This is a genomic window from Acidovorax sp. Leaf78 (assembly GCF_001422735.1).
Classification (GTDB): domain Bacteria; phylum Pseudomonadota; class Gammaproteobacteria; order Burkholderiales; family Burkholderiaceae_C; genus Acidovorax.
Genome location: NZ_LMLZ01000001.1, coordinates 284,735 through 304,350, shown reverse-complemented (window position 1 = coordinate 304,350; position 19,616 = coordinate 284,735). Strand labels below are relative to the sequence as shown.

Here is a 19,616-nt window from a genome sequence, read left to right as displayed (position 1 = left end):
TGAATACCACCCACCAACTTACTCATCTTTTATAGCGCTGCGCGCAGATGGTGTAAGCGCCGGACGGCTCAATCGAGCATGTCGAAGCCCTGCGCCTCCACACTGACGAAGGCGCGCGTGAAATGTGCTGTTGCAGCATAGAACCGTGCTTGCGGATGCGCCGCCAGCGCATCGCACAGTGACCCGACCCACGGCTGCAAGTGCGTGGCAAAAAAGTCGCGCTGCGACGCCAGGTTGCACACGGCCACGTCGTCGCCGGCAATCAGGTAGCGCATGACCTCGCACAGGTAGGCGATGTGGTCTTCGGTCTCGGGCATCGCCGCCTCGTCACGCGCCAGGCCCAGGCGGGCCAGTTCGGTGCGCAGGCGGGCCAGGGGCTTTTCGTTCAAGAAGCCGCTCACGTAGTGCGATGCGTACAGGTAGACCTCGGGCTTGCCCACGCCGCCGAACAGGCGGTCGAACTCCAGAGCAATGGCTGCATCGTCCAGCGCACGTGCTGCGCCCACCAGCTGCTGCCAGGGCTCCTGTAGAAAGCCGCCAGCGGCCGGTGCCTCGGTCACCGCCACGCGCAGGGCGGACAGCAGCTCCGGGCCCGGCGCTGCGTAGTACAGCTGCGACAGCAGGCCATAGAGCTCGGCGCGCGCGGTTTCCTCGTCCAGCGCCGAGCTGCCGGCAGGGGTCATTGAAGGTTGGGCGCTCACAGGTCCGTCACTTTCGCTTCGCTTTGGGAGGAATACAGGTCGATCACGCGGCAGTCGCTGCACATCTTCAAGCGCTCCAGCGCCTCGCCCTGGAACATGGGGTGGCCCGAGAGCTTGCCCAGCATGGCCTCGATGGCCTTGACCGTGCCGAACGGTTTGCTGCAGCGCACGCAGGCCCAGGGCTTGGCTTCGTTGAGCACGCGCAGCTGCGCACGCTCGGGCGTGAGCAGCAGACGCGGCTGCAGGGTGATCGCGTCTTCGGGGCAGGTGGTGGCGCACAGGCCGCACTGCACGCAGTTCTTTTCGATGAAGCGCAGTTGCGGCATCTGCGGGTTGTCCTGCAGGGCGCTGGCGGGGCACGCGCTCACGCAGCTCAGGCACAGCGTGCAGCGGTCTTTGTTCACGTTGATGCTGCCCAGCGGCGAGCCCGCGGCCGGCAGCGCAATGGCGTCGGGCCGCACCGTGGCCGGGGCTGGCGCGTATTCGATGAGATGGTCCAGCGCCATCTCCAACGTGCTGCGCTTTTCCTGCGCCACCGCAAACCGTGCGGGCACGGCGGGCGTGGCCTGGCGGGTCTGCCCCAGGGCCTGCAGCGCGGCGTCCAGCGCCGTGGGATGCGTGGCCCGCACCAGTTGCAGGTGACTGCCCGTGTAGCCCAGCCCGCGCAGGATGGCCTGCGCCACATCCATCTGCGCCTGCAGGCCTTCGAGGTACTGCGGGGCTTCTTCATCGGTCACCAGCACCGTCACCTGCGATGCGCCGTAGGCGATGGCGCTCAGCCACAGGTCCACGCCCAGGCTGGCCGTGTGCCACACCGCCACCGGAATCACCCGCGCCGGCACGCCGTGCGCCACCTTGAGCTGCGCCGCGCGGCCCAGTTCCTCCACCAGCGCCTGGCCGCGCTCCTGGCTGTGCAGCAGCACCACGGCGTCTTTGCCACCGGCTGCGGCATAGGTGGACAGCAGCGTCTTGAGCTTCAGGCCCTGGTCCGTGGCACTGGGGTAGGCATAGGTCAACGCGCCCGTGGGGCACACCGTGGTGCAGGCACCGCAGCCCACGCAGAGGTTCGGGTTCACCTTGATTTGCTGGCGGCTCTTGTCACTCGCAATGGCCTCGGCCGAGCAGATGTCCACGCAGGCGTTGCAGCCCACGGTTTCATTGCGGCTGTGGGCGCACAGCTTTTGTTTGTAGACAAAGAACTTGGGCTTTTCAAACTCGCCCACCAGCTCGCGCAGGCGCAGCAGCGTGGCGATGTCGCGGCCATCCCAGCGAAAGTACCCCTGCGGCAACGCGTGCTGCACAAAGGTGGGCGTGGCTGTAGCGGCGCGCAGGTCGAGCACCAGGTCGAAGCGCTCGGTGTGCGGGGCCGCCTCGCGGCTGAAGTCGATGGCGCCCGCCACCTGGCAGACCTTCACGCACGCGCGGTGCGACTGGCAGGCGGTCAGGTCGACTTGGTAGTCGAGGCCGATGGCATCTTCGGGGCACGCAGCCACGCAGGCGTTGCAGCGGGTGCACAGGTCCAGGTCGATGGGGTTGTCGGCCGACCATTGCAGATCGAACGCGCCCAGCCAGCCCGTGAGGCCCGTGATACGCCCGCCCAGCACCGGAAAGCGCCGTGCCTGCGCGCCCCCCGCAGCGCCCGGGCCCTGGGTGAACACCGTCACCTCCAGCACATCGGACACCATGGCCGCAGCGCGTTCGGCCACATCGAGCGCGCCGATGATCAAGAGGCGACCGGTGCTCTTGAAGGTGACCGTGGGCACCGGTTCGGGCTCGGGCAACTGCGCCGCAGCCAGCAGCGCCGCGATCTTGGGGGTGGCGCGGTCCGCATCGCGGCTCCAGCCGCCGGTCTCGCGGATGTTGACGAAGCGGATGGGGGAGATGGCGCCCTCGGTCTGCTGGCCCAGCTCGGCGAACAGGCGCTGCTCTTGCGTGCAGGCCACCACCACGTCCTGGCCGGTCTTGATGGCCTGCTGGAAAGCGCCGGCTTCGCGCCGGCACAGCGTGGAGTGAAGGGTCAGGCCCTGGTCGTCATGCAGTGCCGCGCCCAACGCTTTCGCGTCGAGTGGCATCGTCTGGTTGCAGTCGCAGATGAGCGTCGTGGTCATGGTCGGGTTGGCTGGCTGGTGCGTCGGCTGCCCCGGTGGGGGACAGCACGGGCGCGCCGGGCTCGCTGGAGGACTCGCTAGGAACAGCGGTGCATACCCCCGACTGTGCCACGCCCGCGGCCTCTTGCGCCTCCGCATCATCCCGATGCTGAGCGGGACCCGGGGGCTTTTCCGCATCGCCCTCCGCATCCGGCAAGGGCTTTTCATGGTCGAAGAAGCCCATGGCATGGGCGCTGGCCATCTGCCGCAGCATGCCCTCGGGCAAAGGGTCGGGCTGGGTGTAGTCGCCGATATAGATATCCAGGCCGTCCATCACGTTGAAGTGCGGGTCGGTAAACAGCTTCTTCATCGCCAGGTTGCGCACATCGGGCGAGACCGCGCGCTGCACGAAGGGCTTGAAGTCAGACTCGGGCGTGAGGGCTTGGGCATCGGCCAGCGTGGGCGCGGGGGGCTGCTGCGGGGTCGCTGGTTCGGTCGGTGCCTGGGGTACGCCAGCCGGTGCCTTCGCGCCAGGCTCGGCCTGCGCCGCAGCCGGCGGCGGCGCTTGCGGTGCGGGCTCCTCCACGGGCTTGCCCGCCGCCACATCCTGCTTGCGGCGCGACCAACGCGTGAGGAAGCCGTCAGCCACCGTGACCCCCACCGCCACGGCGCTTGTCGGTGGACACGGAGGCAGGGTTGCCGAAGCGGTCGGTCAGCGGCTGGAAGCTGTCGGGCCTGCGTCGGCGCTTGGGCTCGGGCACGTAGTGCTCGTCCACGAAGGCCTGCAGCGCCTGCAGCACGGCGGGCGGTGCGGGCACCTGCTCGACCGCCTCCTGCGCATCGAGCCAGCGGCCGGCGTCGTGGTAGCTCAGGCTCACCGCCACCGGGCGTGCCAGCCGGCCTTCCTCGGCGCCGCTTTCGTCCATGCGCCACAGCACGAACCAGCACGGTGCCGGGCTGGTAAGGTTCAGGTGGTAGCCCTCGCCGTCGTCCTTGAAAAGTTCGACGGCAAAGCCCGGGAACAGCCAGCGGGTTTCGTCCGCATCTTCGCGCAGCAGGCGCGGCACATCGCCAAAGGCCGCTTCGCCGGGCACCACGTCGTCCAGCGTCCAGCGCCAGGGCTGCCAGCGGTTGTCCAGGCGCTCACGGCGCATGATGACGGCGACTTCGAGGGTGGGGCGCAAAGACATGGCCCGACTGTACTGCCAGCCCGCAGACACGGCGAGCAATGCCCCTGCGTTTCAGCCCCCGGGGGAGGCGTGCGAGGCCTGCGCTCCCGGTGCATACAGCACCGCGCGCGGCGCGCGGCACAGCCCCCACAGGCGCAGCCCGGCCAGCTCGGCCACCTGCACGCCGGTCGCGGTGGGGGCCGAGATGGTGGCCAGCGCCGCCAGTCCCACGCGCGCGCACTTGCGCACCAGTTCGTGGCTGCCCCGGCTGCTGAGCACCACGAAGCCCGGCTCCGCAAGCCGCCCGCTGCGCGCCAGCCAGCCGATGAGCTTGTCCAGCGCGTTGTGCCGGCCCACGTCTTCGCAGACACGGGCCAGCTGCCCGTCCAGCGTGGCCCAGCCGGCAGCATGCAGCGAGCCCGAATGCGCGTTGTGCGGCTGCTGCGCCTTCAACCCGGCAAAGGCCGTGAGCACCGTGTGCAGATCCACGCGCTCCACCCAGTCGCGGGCGGGCAGCCGCGCGGGCTCCAGGTCCAGGGCGGCAAAGCTTTCCACGCCGCAGACGCCGCAGCCCGTGCGCCCTGCCATGCTGCGGCGCCGCTGCTTGAGGCGCTCGAAACTGCGCGCAGATATCTCCATGTGCACCTCGACCCCTGGCACGCCCGCCGGCAGGTGCGCGGCGCTCTGGTCGGCCAAGCGCAGCGCGGTGCTGCGGCCGTCGTGCGCGTGGTCGAGGATGCCTTCGCTGAGCGCAAAGCCCAGTGCGAAGTCGTCGAGTTGCTCGGGCGTGGCCATCATGACCGCGTGCGATACGCCGTTGAACACCAGCGCCACCGGAATCTCCTCGGCCAGCGTGTCCAGGCGCAGCGTGCCTTCGCCGGGCGCACCCGCCTCGCCATACACCCGCACCGGGCGCGAGGCCAGGGCATGCAGGCCCCGGGCCAGGGCCTCCTCGTCGGCGTCCTCCTCGTTGTTGTCGCCGTGCACCGCAAGCCCCTGCATCGCCTGTCCGTTCATGGTGCATCTCCGGCCACCGCCAGCTCACGGGCCACGGCCCGGCCCTCGTCGGTCAGGAAGGCCACCCAGCGCTCGCCGACCCGGTCCACACGCACCCACCCGGGGCCGCGCTGCCCGCCCACGGGCGCATCGCTCATGAGGCTCAGCTCGCGCAGCAGTACGCTCGCGCCCTGGCCCAGGCGCTTGCCCAGGCGGGGCAGCGACATGCCAGAGGGTGCGTCGGCACCGCCGTGCGAATCCTCCTCCAGCGCCCGCAGGATGGAGGCTGCCAGGGTATCGTGTGCGGCCGTCATGGCAGGGCCGGCGCGCTCATGGGGCAACGGCCTGCGCACCGGCCTCGTCCACCGCCACGGCACCACCGGCGGGCTTGTGCGGCACCAGCAGCACGGGGATGGACTTGGAGGTGGGCGTGCCCGCCGCGTCCGCCACTGCGGACAGCGGCACCAGGGGGTTGGTCTCGGGGTAGTAGGCCGCGAGGTTGCCGCGCGGGATGTCGTAGGCCACCAGCTTGAAGCGGTCGGCCCGGCGCTCCTGGCCGTCGCTCCACACGGTCTGGATGTCGACCCAGTCGCCGTCCTGCATGCCCAGCGCGCGGATGTCCTTGTCGTTGATGAATACCACGCGGCGCTGGCCGTAGACGCCGCGGTAGCGGTCGTCCATGCCGTAGATGGTGGTGTTGTACTGGTCGTGCGAGCGCGTGGTCAGCAGCGTGAAGACCACCGCATCCTTGTAGCGTTCGCGCGCGATGTGCGTGGGCGTATCGCGCGGCACGGCATGGGCATGGAAGCTGGCCTTGCCCGATGCCGTGGCCCACACGCGCTCGCTGGCCGTGTTGCGCAGGCGGAACCCGCCGGGCACGGCCACGCGCTGGTTGAAGTCCTTGAAGTCGGGGAACACCTTTTCGATCTGGTCTCGGATGCGCGCATAGTCTTCCACCAGCCACAGCCAGGGCACGTTGCTGCGCGCGCCCAGCGTGGCGGCGGCAAGCCGCGCGACGATGGCGGGCTCTGACAGCAGGTGCTCGGACGCGGGCGGGTTGATGCCCACCGAGATGTGCACCATGCTCATCGAGTCTTCCACCGTCACGCCCTGCGGGCCGGTGGCCTGCATGTCGATCTCGGTGCGGCCCAGGCATGGCAGGATCAGCGCCTCCTTGCCATGCACGATGTGGCTGCGGTTGAGCTTGGTGGTCACGTGCACCGTGAGGTCGCAGCGCTGCAGGGCCTTCCAGGTCTCGTAGGTGTCCGGCGTGGCGGATGCGAAGTTGCCGCCCAGGGCGAAGAACACCTTGCCCTTGCCGTCCAGCATCTGGCGGATGGCCTCCACCGTGTCCACGCCGTTCTCGCGCGGCGGCTCGAAGCCGAACACGTCGCGCAGCTTGTCCAGCAAGGCGGCCGGGGGCTTTTCCCAGATGCCCATGGTGCGGTCGCCCTGCACGTTGCTGTGGCCGCGCACCGGGCACGGGCCCGCGCCCTCGCGGCCGATGTTGCCGCGCATCATGAGCAGGCTGACGATGGCCTGGATGGTGGCCACCGCGTACTTGTGCTGCGTGATGCCCATGCCCCAGCAGGCGATCACGCTCTTGGCGCCGATGTAGATGTCGGCCGCGGAGCGCATCTGCGCCTCGGTCAGGCCCGACTCCTGCTCCAGCAGTTCCCAGCATTCGGTGCGCAGGTCGTCCGCCATGGCTGCAAAGCCGGTGGTGTGCTCGGCGATGAAGGCGTGGTCGAGCACGCCGCCGCGTGCGTCCTCCTGCTCCAGCACATGCTTCATCATGCCCTTGACCGCCGGCAGGTCGCCGCCCACGCGCAGCTGGAAGTAGTGGGTGCTGATGGGCGTGGAGCCCATCGTGGCCATCTCCAGCTTGTCCTGCGGGTCGGCAAAGCGCTCCAGCCCGCGCTCGCGCAGGGGGTTGAAGCTCACGATGCGCGCGCCGCGCTTGTGCGCCTCGCGCAGCTCGCCGAGCATGCGCGGGTGGTTGGTGCCGGGGTTCTGGCCGAAGATGAAGATCGCGTCGGCGCACTCGAAGTCGTGCAGGGTCACCGTGCCCTTGCCCACGCCGATCTGCGGGCGCATGCCGCTGCCGCTGGGCTCGTGGCACATGTTCGAGCAGTCGGGAAAGTTGTTGGTGCCGAACTGGCGCACGAACAGCTGGTACAGGAAGGCGGCCTCGTTGCTGGCCCGGCCCGAGGTATAGAAGATGGCCTGGTTGGGGTCGGGCAGCGCGTTCAGGTGGCGCGCGATCAGCGTGAACGCATCGTCCCAGGAGATCGGGCGGTACTGGTCGCTGGGCGCGTGGTAGGCCATGGGCTGCGTGAGCCGGCCCTGGTCTTCGAGCCAGAAATCGCTCTGCTCGGCCAGCTCGGCCACGGTGTACTGGGCGAACAGGCCGGGTCCGGCGCGGCGGGCGGTGGCCTCGGCCGCGACGGCCTTGACGCCGTTCTCGCAGAATTCGAAGGTGGACGCATGGTTGCGGTCGGGCCAGGCGCAGCCCGGGCAGTCGAAGCCGTCGGGCTGGTTGGCCGAGAGCAGCGTCTTGGCGCCCTTCAACGGAATGTCCTGGCGCAGCAGCGCGTTCTTGACGCTGTTGAGCGCGCCCCATCCGCCGGCGGGGCCTTTGTAGAACTCGATTTTTTCTTGCTTCATCATGGTCTCCTGGACGGTGCGCCACGGCTTGGACTGTGCCACGCCCGCGGCGTTCCCGGCCCCTGCCCCGCAAGGGGCGCGCACAGGGCGGCTGCGGCCCCGTGCATCAGCGAAGGCGCCATGGCGGCGGCCTGCGCCTTCGTCACTGGAAGAACTTGGCGGCGCTCACCAGCGTCTTGTAGATGCCCCAGACGAGCGGCACACCCACTGCCAGCCACGCGAAGGCCACCAGCGCAGGGCTGGTCGTGCCGCCGCTGCCGGGGCCGCCGCCCACTTCGGCCGCCACGCTCTTTTCGTGGGCCAGCTTCTTCTCGTGCGCCAGTTCCTCGTCGCTCATGAACCACTTGTCGGCCAGCGGACGCACCATCAGGTTGGCGATGAGGCCGATCACCAGCATGCCCACCAGGATGTACATGGTCTGGTTGTACACCTGTTCGCGCGGCAGGCCCAGGCCCAGTTGGTATTCGCGCATGTAGTTGACCACCACGGGGCCGAGAATGCCGGCCGTGGCCCAGGCCGTGAGCAGGCGGCCGTGGATGGCGCCCACGAACTGCGTGCCGAACAGGTCGGCCAGGTAGGCCGGCACCGTGGCGAAGCCGCCGCCGTACATCGACAGGATCACGCAGAAGGCGCCCACGAACAGGAGCTTGCTGCCCGCGCCTGCAGAGCTGGGGATGCTCGCGTACATCAGGCCGCCGAGCACGAAGAAGATCACGTAGGTCATCTTGCGGCCGAACTTGTCGGACAGGCTGGCCCAGAAGAAGCGGCCGCCGATGTTGAACAGCGACAGCAGCGCCGTGAAGCCGCCCGCCACCGCCGCAATGGCGGCCAGCTGGGCCTTGTCGAGTTCGCCGAACTTCTGCTGCACACCGATCAGGCCGCCGCCGAAGACTTCCTGCAGCATGGGCGAGGCCATGCCGATCACGCCGATGCCGGCGCTCACGTTCATGCACAGCACGACCCAGATGAGCCAGAACTGCGGGATGCCCCAGACGCGCTTCACGTGCACGTGGCGCTGGGTGATCATGGCGTTGGCCGAGGGGGGTGGCGGGGTCCAGCCGGCGGGCTTCCAGCCCGTGGGCGGCACGCGGTAGCCCAGGGCACCGGCCATCATGAACACGAAGTACACCAGCGCCATGACCACAAAGGTCTGCATCACGCCCACGTCGGTGGGGCTCGAGAAGTGCTTCATCAGGTCCACGGCCAGGGGCGAGCCGATCATCGCGCCGCCGCCAAAGCCCATGATGGCCATGCCGGTGGCCATGCCGCGCCGGTCAGGGAACCACTTGATCAGGGTGGACACGGGGGAGATGTAGCCAAGCCCCAGCCCGATACCCCCGATCACGCCCGAGCCCAGGATCATGAGCCAGAACTGGTGCAGGTGAATGCCCAGCGCCGACAGCAGCATGCCGCCGCACCAGCACACGGCCGAGACCACGCCGGCCTTGCGCGGGCCGGCACGTTCCAGCCATCCGCCCCAGATGGCGGCAGAGCAGCCCAGGAAGACGAAGAACAGGGTGTACATCCACCCCAGCGTGGCCACGCGCCAGTCGCAGCCCGATGCGAACAGCTCGGCGAAGAAGCTCATGTCCTTGGCGCAGGCCGAGCCCGTGCCGGCCGTGGAGAGAGCCTTGGACAGCGGCAGCCAGAACACCGAGAAGCCATAGGCCATGCCGATGCACAGGTGGATCGCAAGCGCTGCCGGCGGCACCAGCCACCGGTTGAAGCCGGGCGCGGCGATGATGCGCTCCTTGTCCAGGAAGCCGTGAGACGCGTGGGCCCCGGGCAAGGCGGCCGAGCCCGCTGTGGATGCGTTCATAGGTTCTCTCTCCTGTGATGTCGTGCAGGCGCTGCAGCGTGTGCACCAGTTTTTCTTGACGCAAGTCAATTGCGCGGGGCGGAGTGTCCGGACAGGAGCGCCCTAGCGTCAAATTGAATCGGCACATGCTGCGATTCAACAATTGAATGACGCGAATGGAAATTGATTGCAGATGGCTTGCAATCAGCCAAAGTCAGTCACGCTAAAGCCGACGAAACTGGCGCGGTGCCAAGCCAGTGCACCCGTGGAACTGGCTTGGCCAGGCCACGGGGTGCGTCCCCCCTTGGGGGAAGGCGCCGAAGGCGACTCAGGGGGAGTCCCTCAGCTCTCCGCAGTGCAGCGCCACATGGTCCCGCCAGGCAGGCTGGTCCAGCAGCTCGAGCGCGGCTTCGAGGGCCCGGGAAACGCGGGGCCCGCGCTGGGTCATGAAGCCGATGGGCGTGCGCACATCGGGCGCGACCAGGGGCAGGGCCTCCAGGCCGCGTTCGCTGCGCGCGGCGGCCACCATGGCGCCCGGCAGCACGCTGCAGACCTCGCCCGACAGCACGGACAGCACCAGGGTCAGCACCGAGTTGGTCTCGATGGCGGGCGGCACGGGTTCGCCCGCCTCGCGGAACGCCTCGTCGATGATGAAGCGGTTGTGCATGTCGGGGGTGAGCAGGCACAGCGGCAGCCGCGCCGCGTCCTTCCAGCGCATGGGCGCGCCGATGCACAGGCGGTCCGGGCCGGGCGTGAGGGCACGGCGCAGCAGGTAGTAGTGTTCGTTGCACTGCGGCCACGAGCGCAGGTTCACGCGCTTGGCCTGCATGCGCTCACTGTAGCCCACGGCCAGGTCCAGCGACAGGTCTTCGAGCCGCTGTTCGAGCTCCTGCGAACTCATCGACAGCACCACGGGCAGTATGCCCGGGTGCCGCGCCTGCAGCATGGCCGCAAAGCGCGAGAGGATGGGCACCGCCGTGGGCGTGGACGCCATGCGCAGGCGGCCCTGCGGCTCGGCCTCCGTGCTGCTCAGTTCCTGGCGCAGCACCTCGTTGTCGCGCAGCATGCGCTGCGCCGTGGCCAGCACGGCCTCGCCCTCGTGGGTCAGGCCCACATAGGTGCGCGCGCGCTGCACGATGACGACCCCGAACTCCTCCTCCAGCGAGCGCAGCGCGTTCGACAGCGCCGGTTGCGTGATGTGGCAGGCCTGCGCCGCCCGGCCGAAGTGCCGGTGCTCGTGCAGGGCAACCAGGTAGCGCAGGGAGGCGAGCAGGTTCATGGGCGGAGGTTTGCAGGCATTTTTTTGGCTGTAGCGCTTATGTAGAAAGCGCTAGAAGCTCACATTTCAGGAGCAATCAAGTATCTCCGGCATCGGGCATCGGGCTGTCCGCCAGTTCACGCTCGATCTGCTCGATGCTGGGAAGGCTGGTCTGCAATTCTGCGGGCAGGGACTCCAGCAACTTGTACTCGGCACTGCCCATCGGTTGCGACTTGTCTCCGAGAGCGTACTCAGCCACCACCTTGTTCTTGGTTTTGCACAGCAGCAGTCCAATCGTGGGGTTGTCGTACTCGCCCTTGACCTGGCGGTCCACTGCCGTGAGGTAGAAGCCCAATTGGCCGAGATGCTCGGGTTTGAATTTGCCCGCCTTCAATTCGATCACCACATAGCAGCGCAGCTTGAGGTGATAGAACAACAGGTCGATGAAAAACTCGTCGCCACCCACATCCAGCAGCACCTGCCTGCCCACGAAGGCAAACCCTGCGCCGAGTTCCAGCAGGAATTCAGTCACATGCTTGACCAGGGCACCTTCGATTTCGCGCTCTTGAGCCTCGTCGGACAAGCCCAGGAAGTCAAAACGGTAGGGGTCTTTCAGAGATTCTCGGGCCAAGTCCGACTGCGGCTTGGGCAAGCAGCCCTCGAAATTCGTCACCGCCTGGCCGCTGCGTTCCAGGCGACGGGTTTCGATATGGATGTTCAGCATATTGCGCGACCATCCATGCGCAATGGCACTTTGTGCATAGGCCAGCCGTTGCGCGGGATCTTTCAACTGCGACAGAAGCACCAGGTTGTGGCCCCAAGGCAATTGTCCAACAGCCTGTTGGACAATTGCCGCATCAGGCCACGCCTGCGCAAACGCGCGCATGTACATGAGGTTAGCCCGAGAAAAGCCCTTCATCTCAGGAAAGGCTGCGCGCAAGTCCTGTGCCAGCCGATCGATCACCTTCGAGCCCCAACCCTGCGCCGCCTGGCGCTGCAGGATGTCCCGGCCGATCTGCCAGTACAGCAGGACCAACTCACGGTTCACAGCGAGCGTGGCGCGCTGCTGGGAGCCGTGGATGCGCCCCTTCAACTCGGCCAGCCAATCGGCGTAGCCTGCGGGCGGGTCGATCAGGCCGACGGGCTTTTCGCTCATGGGGTTAGTCCTCTGCGCAGCCTTTTGGTGCGCTACCGCTTGTCCATCAAGCGCCAACAGCCATCCATTCAATAGCAAACCCGACCTCAGGTGTTCTTGCTGATCGAAATCGTCGGAAACTTGTTCGAGAAGTCCTTGGCCTGCTGCGCGATCTTCACCGCCACGTCGCGCGCCACCTTCTTGTAGATCTGGGCGATCTCGCCATCGGGGTCGGCCACCACCGTGGGCTTGCCGCTGTCGGCCTGCAGGCGGATGCTCATGTCCAGGGGCAGCGCACCCAGGTAGTCCATGTGGTAGTCGGCCGCCATCTTCTTGCCGCCGTCGGCTCCGAAGATGTGCTCCACATGGCCGCAGTTGCTGCAGACGTGGGCGGCCATGTTCTCGACGATGCCCAGGATGGGCACGCCCACCTTCTCGAACATCTTGATGCCCTTCTTGGCGTCCAGCAGGGCGATGTCCTGCGGGGTGGTGACGATCACCGCGCCGGTCATGGGCACGCGCTGGGACAGCGTGAGCTGGATGTCGCCGGTGCCGGGCGGCATGTCGATGATGAGGTAATCGAGGTCCTTCCAGTTGGTCTGGCGCAATAGCTGCTCCAGCGCCTGGGTGGCCATGGGGCCGCGCCAGATCATGGCTTCGTCCTGGTCCACCAGGAAGCCGATGGACATGACCTGCACGCCGTAGTTCTCCAGCGGCTCCATGGTCTTGCCGTCGTCGCTTTCGGGGCGGCGGTTGATGCCCAGCATCATGGGCTGGCTGGGGCCGTAGATGTCGGCGTCCAGCACGCCCACGCTGGCGCCCTCGGCGGCCAGGGCCAGGGCCAGGTTGGCGGCCGTGGTGCTCTTGCCCACGCCGCCCTTGCCCGACGCCACGGCGATGATGTTCTTGACCTGGGGCAGCAGTTGCACGCCGCGCTGCACCGCATGGGCGATGACCTTGGTGGTGATGTTGACCGAGACGGTCTCGACGCCCGCCACGCCCTTGGCGGCGGCCACCAGGCTGCGGCGCAGCTCGGGCACCAGGCTCTTGGCGGGGTAGCCCAGTTCCACATCGAACGCGATGTCGCCACCGGTGATCTGCACGTTGCGCACGGCGCGGGAGCTGACGAAATCCTTGCCCGTGTGGGGGTCCAGAACGCTGGAAAGAGCGGCCAAGAGGCCCTGTTCGGTGACTGCCATTCAATTAACTCCTGTGGGTCCGCTAGTCTATTCCGAAGGACGGTGCCCCTTCGGCTGAAGGACAATGCGCGCCTGTCGCGTCCCTGGCGCATCCGAACCCACCGAGAAGAAGAGAAGGTTTCCCCGTGAAATTCAAGATGGCCGAAAAGTCCCTGTTTGCCATGCTGCTGCGCTCACCCTGGTGGGTCAGCTTCCTGGTGGTCGGCCTCATCGTGATGGCGGCGGGCGCGCTGCTGCCCAAGGAATACTTCGTGGTCGGTGCGCTGGCCGGCTTCCCCATCCTGGTGGTGGGCTGCATCGCGGCCTGGAAGCAGTTGCGCGCCCCCAACCCCGCCCGGGTGGCCGAGATGCTGGACGCGGTGGCCAGCATGCCCTGGCGCAGTTTTGCCGACACGCTGGCCGCCGCCTGGACGCGCGCGGGCTACGCGGTCGAGCGCCTGCCCGCCAACGGCGCGGCCGACCTGTGCCTGACCCAGGACGGGCGCACGACGCTGGTCAGCGCCCGCCGCTGGAAGGCCGCCACCCACGGCGTGGAGCCGCTGCGCGAGCTGCACGCCGCGATTCAGGCCCGGGGCTCGTCGGGCGGCATCTACGTGGCCACGCACGGGCAACTGAGCGACAACGCACGCCTGTTTGCGCGCGACCACGGCATTGCCGTGCTGCAGGGCGATGCCGTGGCGGTGCTGCTGCTGAGCCAGCGCTGACCCGGCCTGCCGCTGCGGCCCGGCCTGCGGCATCTCGGTGATGCAGCCACCGCCAGGCACGCCGCCCGCCGCCCGCCGCCCGCCGCCCGCCGCCCGCCATGCGGGTTTTCCCAGATGAGGCCGGCCGTGGCGCACCCCACACTCGGGGCACACCCCGCCCTACAGCCGATGCCATCGACCCGCCCCCACACTGCGCCCGCCGCCACCGCCTCCACCGCGTCCACGCCCCCCACCCGCCCCACGGGCCTGCTGCTGACCGGCGGCGGCGCCCGCGCGGCCTACCAGGTGGGCGTGCTCGAAGCCATTGCCGACATCCGCAACGCCTGCGGCGCAGGCGAGGAGCCCAACCCGTTTCCGATCATCACCGGCACCTCGGCCGGCGCCATCAATGCCGCCGCGCTGGCCTGCGGCGCGGACCACTTCGACCGAGCGGTGCGCCGCATTGCGCGGGTGTGGAGGCAGTTCCACGCCAGCCAGGTGTATGGGGCCGATTCGCTGTCGGTGATGCGCAGCGGGGCGCGCTGGCTCACGCTGCTGTCCATGGGCTGGGCCCTGGCGCGCTGGCGGCGCATGCGGCCCCGGTCGCTGCTCGACAACTCGCCGCTGGAAAAACTGCTGGTCAAGATGGTGCCGCTGGTGCGCCTGCCCCGGCTCATCCGCAAGGGCCACCTCACGGCGCTGGCGGTGACGGCATCGAGCTACAGCTCGGGCGAGCACGTGACCTTCTTCGAATCCAACGCGCCGGTGCAGCCCTGGGTGCGCTCGCAGCGCAAGGCGGCGCGCGACCGCATCACGCACGAGCACCTGCTCGCGTCCTCGGCCATCCCGTTCATCTTTCCGGCCAAGGGCATCACCATCGGCGACCACACCGAGTTCTTCGGCGACGGCTCCATGCGGCAGTCGGCCCCCATCGCACCGGCCATCCACCTGGGGGCCGAGCGCATCCTCGTGATCGGCGCGGGCCGCATGCACGAGCCCAAGGGCGACACCGCCGCCAACCCCACCGCCAATTACCCCTCGCTTGCGCAGATCGCGGGGCATGCGCTGTCCAACATCTTTCTCGATGCCCTGGCGGTGGACGTAGAGCGCGTGCAGCGCGTGAACCAGACGCTGTCGCTCATCCCCGAAGACGTGCGCAACAAAAGCGCGCTGCGCCCCATCGAGCTCTTGGTCATCGCGCCGTCGCAGCGGCTGGACGCCGTGGCGGCGCGCCATGTGGGCGAGCTGCCCGGCCCGGTGCGCACCATGCTGGCGGCGCTGGGTGTCACGTCCAACATGGCGGATGTGCGCGGCGCGGCGCTGGCCAGCTACCTGCTGTTCGAGTCCGGCTACACGCAGGAGCTGATGGCCCTGGGCCGCGCCGACACGCTGGCCATGCGCGCCGAGGTGTGCCGGTTCTTCGGCTGGACGGACACCGGCGCCGAAGTGCAGACCAAGCACCACGCCTGACACCCCACTGCCCTCAAGAAAAGCAACACCGTTCACGCCGGGCTTGTCGAAGTGCTGCGTAAGGCTTCGACTGGCTCAGCCCGAACGGTTGGGGGTAGTGCTTGGGTTCCCCGCAGCCTCCAGTCCATATCCCACCGTTCACTCCGGGCTTGTCGAAGCGCTGCGCAAGGCTTCGACTGGCTCAGCACGAACGGTTGGGGGTGTTGAATGATCGAGCGAGAGTCCGCACGAGGCGCGGCCGCACGCTACTTCGGCTGCAGCACGTCCTTGGGCAGCCAGCCCAGCCGGTGTGCATGCAGGCTTTGCACATACAGCCGGTCGGCCGTCTCGGTGATGGCCGTGGTCTCGGGGTAGGCGCCCGTCGGGTCCTGCAGGTCGGCCACCACCTTGCCGTCGTCGGTGAACGCGATCACATGGCCGTAGGGCTTGGGGATGGGCCACAGCGCGCGCGGCAGTCGCAGCGTCAGGCTGCGCAGCCAGGGCTTGCCGGCCATGTTGTCGATGGCGGCGCCGCGCGGCTTGGCAAAGCCCAGCCAGATGCGGCCGTCCATGCCGCGCATGAGGTTGTCGGGGTAGCCGGGCAGGTTGTCCAGCAGCACGCGGGCCTGGGGCGCCGGCTGGCTGCCGGCGGGGGCCTTGACCTTGGCATCGGCCTCGCTGATGTCCAGGTCGTTCGCGTCCACCGCGATCTTCCACACCCGGTACTTGCCGGTCTCGTTGACGAACAGGCTTTGCCCGTCCTGGCTGAGCGCCACGCCGTTGGCAAAGCTGATGCCGCGCGCCACCACGCGCGTGGCGCGGGTGGCGGGGTCGTATTCGAGCACGCGGCCGGTGCTGGCCTGCTCCAGGATGTCGAGCACGCTGGCCTCGAAGGTGCCGCCCCAGTCCTTGGGCGCAAAGCGGGTGGAGGCGTCGCTCAGGTACATCTTGCCGCTTTTCGCCACCACCACGCCGTCGGCGTAGCGGATGGGGTCGTTGCCGACCTTGTCGGCCAGCACGGTGACCTTGCCGTCGGGCGCGATCGACAACAGCCCCTTGACCGCGTCGGCCGCAATCAGGTTTCCCGCTGCGTCGAAGTCAAAACCTAGCACCCGCCCGCCGGTGTTGGCAAACACCTCCTGGCCCGATCCGTCGGGGTTCATGCGCAGGATGTTGCCGCTCAATACCGTGGTGTAGAGCTTGCCGTCCTTGCCCAGCGCGATGTGCTCGGGGCCGACTTCGCCTTTCAGGTCGATCATCCGCAGCCCCGCCAGGCGCTGGTTGGGCGCGTGCACGCCCTGGTAGCCCGGCGCGGCCGGGGCCGTCCACGCCACCGGCCGGATGGGCACGGGCCACCAGGCCAGGTAGGCGGCGGCTGCCAGCACGGCGCCGCCCACACCCCATCCCAATGTCCTCGCCAACGTCCTCTTTGCCATCGGTTCTTCCTGTGGTTGTCGATAGCGGCGCATTGTGATCCACCGGCCCGGGCGGCCTGCAACGGCGAAACCGGGCGGCCAGCGCCTAAAATCGGCGGTTCCGCCTGAGAAAGCCGCTTTTCATGACGTCATCCGCACGCAAACTCTTCGTCACCACCGCCCTGCCGTACGCCAACGGCAACTTCCACATCGGCCACATCATGGAATACATCCAGGCCGACATCTGGGTGCGGTACCAAAGGATGCAGGGCCACGCCGTCAACTTCGTGGGTGCGGACGACACGCACGGCGCGCCGATCATGATCGCTGCCGAGAAGGCCGGCGTCACGCCCCAGGAATTCGTGGCCAACATCGCCGCGGGCCGCAAGCAGTACCTGGATGGTTTTCACATCAGCTTCGACAACTGGCACAGCACCGATGCGCCAGAAAACCACGAACTGGCCCGCCAGATCTACCGCGACCTGCGCGACCGCGCCGACGGCAGCCTGATCGAGGTGCGCACCATCGAGCAGTTCTTCGACCCCGAGAAGAACATGTTCCTGCCCGACCGCTACATCAAGGGCGAATGCCCCAAGTGCCACGCCAAGGACCAGTACGGCGACAACTGCGAGGTGTGCGGCACGGTGTATGCGCCCACCGACCTGATCAACCCGTTCTCGGCCCTGTCGGGCGCCAAGCCCGAGCTGAAGAATTCGGAGCACTTCTTCTTCAAGCTGTCCGACCCGCGCTGCGTCGAGTTTCTGGAGAAGTGGACACAGGACGGCAAGCTGCAGCCCGAGGTGGCCAACAAGATCAAGGAATGGTTCACCGTGCGCACCAACCCGGACGGCACCACCAGCGAAGGCCTGGGCGACTGGGACATCAGCCGCGACGCGCCCTACTTCGGCATCGAGATCCCGGACGCGCCGGGCAAATATTTCTACGTGTGGCTCGACGCGCCCGTGGGCTACCTGGCCTCGCTCAAGAACTGGTTCGACAAGGGCGGCCCCAAGGCCCGACACGGCGACACGCGCAGCTTTGACGACTACATGGCCGCTGCCGACACCGAGCAGTACCACTTCATCGGCAAGGACATCGTCACCTTCCACACGCTGTTCTGGCCCGCCATGCTGCACTTTTCCGGCCGCAAGACGCCCGACAACGTGTTCGTGCACGGCTTTCTGACCGTGAACAACGGCGAGAAGATGAGCAAGAGCCGCGGCACCGGCCTCGACCCACTCAAGTACCTGAGCCTGGGCATGAACGCCGAATGGCTGCGCTACTACCTGGCGGCCAAGTTGAGCGCGCGCAACGAAGACATCGACTTCAACGCCGAAGACTTCATGCTGCGGGTGAACAGCGATCTGATCGGCAAGTACGTGAACATCGCCAGCCGATGCGCCAAATTTATCAACGAGAAATTTGGCGGAAAGCTGTCCGGTACCTTGGCATCAGAATTGCCGGACAACATTCGCGCGGCATTCCCTGCTCCAAAAGCTACTGAAGAAGTTGGAAACAGAGGTCCGATCAATCCACTGTTGAAGGCCGCTCTGGTTGCCAATGAAATACAAGCCCTGTACGAAGCGCGTGAGTACGGCAAAGCGATTCGTAGCGTCTCCGAGTTGCTCGATACCTGCAATGAATACATCGACATTCATGCCCCTTGGGTTTTAGCGAAGCAGGAGGGTGCAGAAGAGCGCTTGCTGGGCGTTTGCACCGTTGCACTCAACGTTTTCAGAATCGCGACCCTGTGCCTCAAGCCGGTATTGCCTGCCACCTCGAAGGCGGTTGAAACCTTTTTGAACATCCCTGAGCTTGAGTGGAAAGATGCTTCCACCGAGCTGCCAGCCGGTCACCAAATTGCCGCTTATGGGCATCTGATGAAACGAGTTACGGCTGACCAGCTGGAAGCATTGTTCGAGCCCCCAGCGCCCGCCACACCAGCGCCAGCCGCTACTGAAACCGTAGCAGCCCCCGGCGGCGAAGAACTGGCCCCCACCATCGGCATCGACGACTTCACCAAGATCGACCTGCGCATCGCGCTGATCGTGAACTGCGAGCCAGTGGAGGGCTCCACCAAGCTGCTGCGCCTGACGCTGGACGTGGGCGAAGGGCGCACGCGCAATGTCTTCAGCGGCATCGCCAGCGCCTACAAGCCAGAAGACCTGGTGGGCAAGCACACCGTGATGGTGGCCAACCTGGCACCGCGCAAGATGAAGTTCGGCATCTCCGAAGGCATGGTGCTGGCTGCCAGCCATGGGGATGAGAAGGCGAATCCGGGTATCTACGTGCTGAACCCGTGGCCGGGTGCTCTGCCGGGCATGCGGGTGCGTTGAAGACCACCGCAACGGCCGCCCGGCCCTTGCGTTGCAGGCCCTGGCAGCTGTTCGCTCACAGCGATGCCAGTGGCGACCGGCGCTGCCGCCGGCTCTGGGTCACGCCCTGGCGCCGCAGGTACCACTCGGCGCCCAGCAGGTTGGGCACCCAGCACAGCCAGGCGATGAAGGGGTAGGACACCTGCTCGTCGATCCCCAGGGCCATGCTGCCGCCGAGGTAAATGCGCAGCGTGATGGCTGCCGCAGTGAGCGCATAGCTGCGCACCATCCAGCGCCGGTGGTCGGCAAAACGGCGCTGCAGCGCGCGCATCAGGCCCATGCCCGTTGCCACGACCCAGGCCACGCCCAGCGCCAAAAAACCAGCGACGGCCACGGGGCCGGTCATGGCATGGAGTGCCAGCGGCAACGACGAGAGCCAGCCCACGGCTATCGCCACCACATAGGCACGCCCTACCCAGCGGTGCAGGGCAGGAAACCGGGTGCGCCATGCGGCCACCAGCTGCACCGGGCCCAGCATCAGCGCCAGTGATGCGCTGACAGCGTGCACGACAAAGGCCCGGGGTGCGGACTGCAGGCTGGGCAGGTCCATCGGAAAGGGCATGCCGGGCAGCGCATAGCGCAGGGACACGATGCCCACGGCCAGGGCGAGCAACGTGAGCAAACCCCAGGCCAGGGCGGGGGCCAAAGTGCGAACAGTCATCGAAAGCTTTCTACAGTGGATGG

Annotated in this window: 16 protein-coding genes; 3 read left to right on the top strand and 13 right to left on the bottom strand. The window is 67.5% G+C overall.

Annotated features, from left to right (window positions below):
- Positions 1 to 68: 68 nt before the first annotated feature.
- From ASF16_RS01370 to apbC, 11 genes are all read right to left on the bottom strand, one after another.
- Positions 69 to 683: a molecular chaperone gene (locus ASF16_RS01370; RefSeq protein WP_056161692.1), complete on the bottom strand. Its 615-nt coding sequence runs from the start codon at positions 681 to 683 to the stop codon at positions 69 to 71.
- 14 nt (positions 684 to 697) lie between these two features.
- Entirely contained in the window at positions 698 to 2,773 is a 2,076-nt protein-coding gene (locus tag ASF16_RS01365; RefSeq protein ID WP_056161689.1) for a 4Fe-4S binding protein, read from the bottom strand.
- Entirely contained in the window at positions 2,733 to 3,437 is a 705-nt protein-coding gene (locus ASF16_RS01360) for a DUF3306 domain-containing protein (RefSeq protein ID WP_056162531.1), read from the bottom strand. The genes ASF16_RS01365 and ASF16_RS01360 overlap by 41 nt, the downstream gene beginning before the upstream one ends.
- Complete coding sequence (locus ASF16_RS01355) at positions 3,430 to 3,978, bottom strand: DUF3305 domain-containing protein (RefSeq protein WP_056161688.1); 549 nt, start codon at positions 3,976 to 3,978, stop codon at positions 3,430 to 3,432. The genes ASF16_RS01360 and ASF16_RS01355 overlap by 8 nt, the downstream gene beginning before the upstream one ends.
- A 51-nt stretch (positions 3,979 to 4,029) precedes the next feature.
- Positions 4,030 to 4,959, bottom strand: a complete 930-nt coding sequence (fdhD, locus tag ASF16_RS01350) for a formate dehydrogenase accessory sulfurtransferase FdhD (protein ID WP_056161686.1) — start codon at positions 4,957 to 4,959, stop codon at positions 4,030 to 4,032.
- An 11-nt stretch (positions 4,960 to 4,970) separates the two neighbouring features.
- On the bottom strand, positions 4,971 to 5,267 hold the full coding sequence (locus ASF16_RS01345; protein ID WP_056161684.1) for a hypothetical protein: 297 nt from the start codon (positions 5,265 to 5,267) through the stop codon (positions 4,971 to 4,973).
- A 16-nt stretch (positions 5,268 to 5,283) separates the two neighbouring features.
- On the bottom strand, positions 5,284 to 7,620 hold the full coding sequence (locus ASF16_RS01340) for an FdhF/YdeP family oxidoreductase (protein WP_056162527.1): 2,337 nt from the start codon (positions 7,618 to 7,620) through the stop codon (positions 5,284 to 5,286).
- A 142-nt stretch (positions 7,621 to 7,762) separates the two neighbouring features.
- Positions 7,763 to 9,439, bottom strand: coding sequence for an OFA family MFS transporter (locus ASF16_RS01335; RefSeq protein WP_056161681.1), 1,677 nt, complete (start codon positions 9,437 to 9,439; stop codon positions 7,763 to 7,765).
- A 307-nt stretch (positions 9,440 to 9,746) separates the two neighbouring features.
- Positions 9,747 to 10,697 carry a LysR family transcriptional regulator gene (locus ASF16_RS01330; protein ID WP_056161679.1) on the bottom strand — a complete coding sequence of 317 codons (951 nt, stop codon included), beginning with the start codon at positions 10,695 to 10,697 and terminating at the stop codon, positions 9,747 to 9,749.
- 76 nt (positions 10,698 to 10,773) lie between these two features.
- Positions 10,774 to 11,832: a YhcG family protein gene (locus ASF16_RS01325; protein WP_056161678.1), complete on the bottom strand. Its 1,059-nt coding sequence runs from the start codon at positions 11,830 to 11,832 to the stop codon at positions 10,774 to 10,776.
- Positions 11,833 to 11,918: 86 nt separating this feature from the next.
- Positions 11,919 to 13,010 carry an iron-sulfur cluster carrier protein ApbC gene (gene apbC / locus ASF16_RS01320; protein ID WP_056161675.1) on the bottom strand — a complete coding sequence of 364 codons (1,092 nt, stop codon included), beginning with the start codon at positions 13,008 to 13,010 and terminating at the stop codon, positions 11,919 to 11,921.
- Between the two features lie 137 nt (positions 13,011 to 13,147).
- On the opposite strand from apbC, the gene ASF16_RS01315 reads away from it, so the two are divergent.
- The gene (locus ASF16_RS01315) at positions 13,148 to 13,714 is read left to right on the top strand and encodes a restriction endonuclease (RefSeq protein ID WP_056162524.1); all 567 of its coding nucleotides are present in this window, start codon (positions 13,148 to 13,150) and stop codon (positions 13,712 to 13,714) included.
- Between the two features lie 168 nt (positions 13,715 to 13,882).
- On the top strand, positions 13,883 to 15,163 hold the full coding sequence (locus ASF16_RS01310; protein WP_056161674.1) for a patatin-like phospholipase family protein: 1,281 nt from the start codon (positions 13,883 to 13,885) through the stop codon (positions 15,161 to 15,163).
- 245 nt (positions 15,164 to 15,408) lie between these two features.
- On the opposite strand, the gene ASF16_RS01305 is transcribed toward ASF16_RS01310, so the two are convergent.
- Complete coding sequence (locus ASF16_RS01305; RefSeq protein WP_056161672.1) at positions 15,409 to 16,578, bottom strand: SMP-30/gluconolactonase/LRE family protein; 1,170 nt, start codon at positions 16,576 to 16,578, stop codon at positions 15,409 to 15,411.
- 122 nt (positions 16,579 to 16,700) lie between these two features.
- Between ASF16_RS01305 and metG the strand changes: the two genes are divergently transcribed.
- Positions 16,701 to 18,893, top strand: a complete 2,193-nt coding sequence (metG, locus tag ASF16_RS01300; protein ID WP_056161670.1) for a methionine--tRNA ligase — start codon at positions 16,701 to 16,703, stop codon at positions 18,891 to 18,893.
- 55 nt (positions 18,894 to 18,948) lie between these two features.
- On the opposite strand, the gene ASF16_RS01295 is transcribed toward metG, so the two are convergent.
- On the bottom strand, positions 18,949 to 19,593 hold the full coding sequence (locus tag ASF16_RS01295; RefSeq protein ID WP_082516675.1) for a DUF2306 domain-containing protein: 645 nt from the start codon (positions 19,591 to 19,593) through the stop codon (positions 18,949 to 18,951).
- Positions 19,594 to 19,616: the final 23 nt, after the last annotated feature.

What these genes read in the sequence shown, in the direction of transcription:
- ASF16_RS01370 (WP_056161692.1), bottom strand. Translation starts at nt 683, where the DNA reads ATGACCCCTGCCGGCAGCTCGGCGCTGGACGAGGAAACCGCGCGCGCC.
- ASF16_RS01365 (WP_056161689.1), bottom strand. Translation starts at nt 2,773, where the DNA reads ATGCCACTCGACGCGAAAGCGTTGGGCGCGGCACTGCATGACGACCAG.
- ASF16_RS01355 (WP_056161688.1), bottom strand. Translation starts at nt 3,978, where the DNA reads ATGTCTTTGCGCCCCACCCTCGAAGTCGCCGTCATCATGCGCCGTGAG.
- fdhD (WP_056161686.1), bottom strand. Translation starts at nt 4,959, where the DNA reads ATGCAGGGGCTTGCGGTGCACGGCGACAACAACGAGGAGGACGCCGAC.
- ASF16_RS01345 (WP_056161684.1), bottom strand. Translation starts at nt 5,267, where the DNA reads ATGACGGCCGCACACGATACCCTGGCAGCCTCCATCCTGCGGGCGCTG.
- ASF16_RS01340 (WP_056162527.1), bottom strand. Translation starts at nt 7,620, where the DNA reads ATGAAGCAAGAAAAAATCGAGTTCTACAAAGGCCCCGCCGGCGGATGG.
- ASF16_RS01335 (WP_056161681.1), bottom strand. Translation starts at nt 9,439, where the DNA reads ATGAACGCATCCACAGCGGGCTCGGCCGCCTTGCCCGGGGCCCACGCG.
- ASF16_RS01330 (WP_056161679.1), bottom strand. Translation starts at nt 10,697, where the DNA reads ATGAACCTGCTCGCCTCCCTGCGCTACCTGGTTGCCCTGCACGAGCAC.
- ASF16_RS01325 (WP_056161678.1), bottom strand. Translation starts at nt 11,832, where the DNA reads ATGAGCGAAAAGCCCGTCGGCCTGATCGACCCGCCCGCAGGCTACGCC.
- apbC (WP_056161675.1), bottom strand. Translation starts at nt 13,010, where the DNA reads ATGGCAGTCACCGAACAGGGCCTCTTGGCCGCTCTTTCCAGCGTTCTG.
- ASF16_RS01315 (WP_056162524.1), top strand. Translation starts at nt 13,148, where the DNA reads ATGGCCGAAAAGTCCCTGTTTGCCATGCTGCTGCGCTCACCCTGGTGG.
- ASF16_RS01310 (WP_056161674.1), top strand. Translation starts at nt 13,883, where the DNA reads ATGCCATCGACCCGCCCCCACACTGCGCCCGCCGCCACCGCCTCCACC.
- ASF16_RS01305 (WP_056161672.1), bottom strand. Translation starts at nt 16,578, where the DNA reads ATGGCAAAGAGGACGTTGGCGAGGACATTGGGATGGGGTGTGGGCGGC.
- metG (WP_056161670.1), top strand. Translation starts at nt 16,701, where the DNA reads ATGACGTCATCCGCACGCAAACTCTTCGTCACCACCGCCCTGCCGTAC.
- ASF16_RS01295 (WP_082516675.1), bottom strand. Translation starts at nt 19,593, where the DNA reads ATGACTGTTCGCACTTTGGCCCCCGCCCTGGCCTGGGGTTTGCTCACG.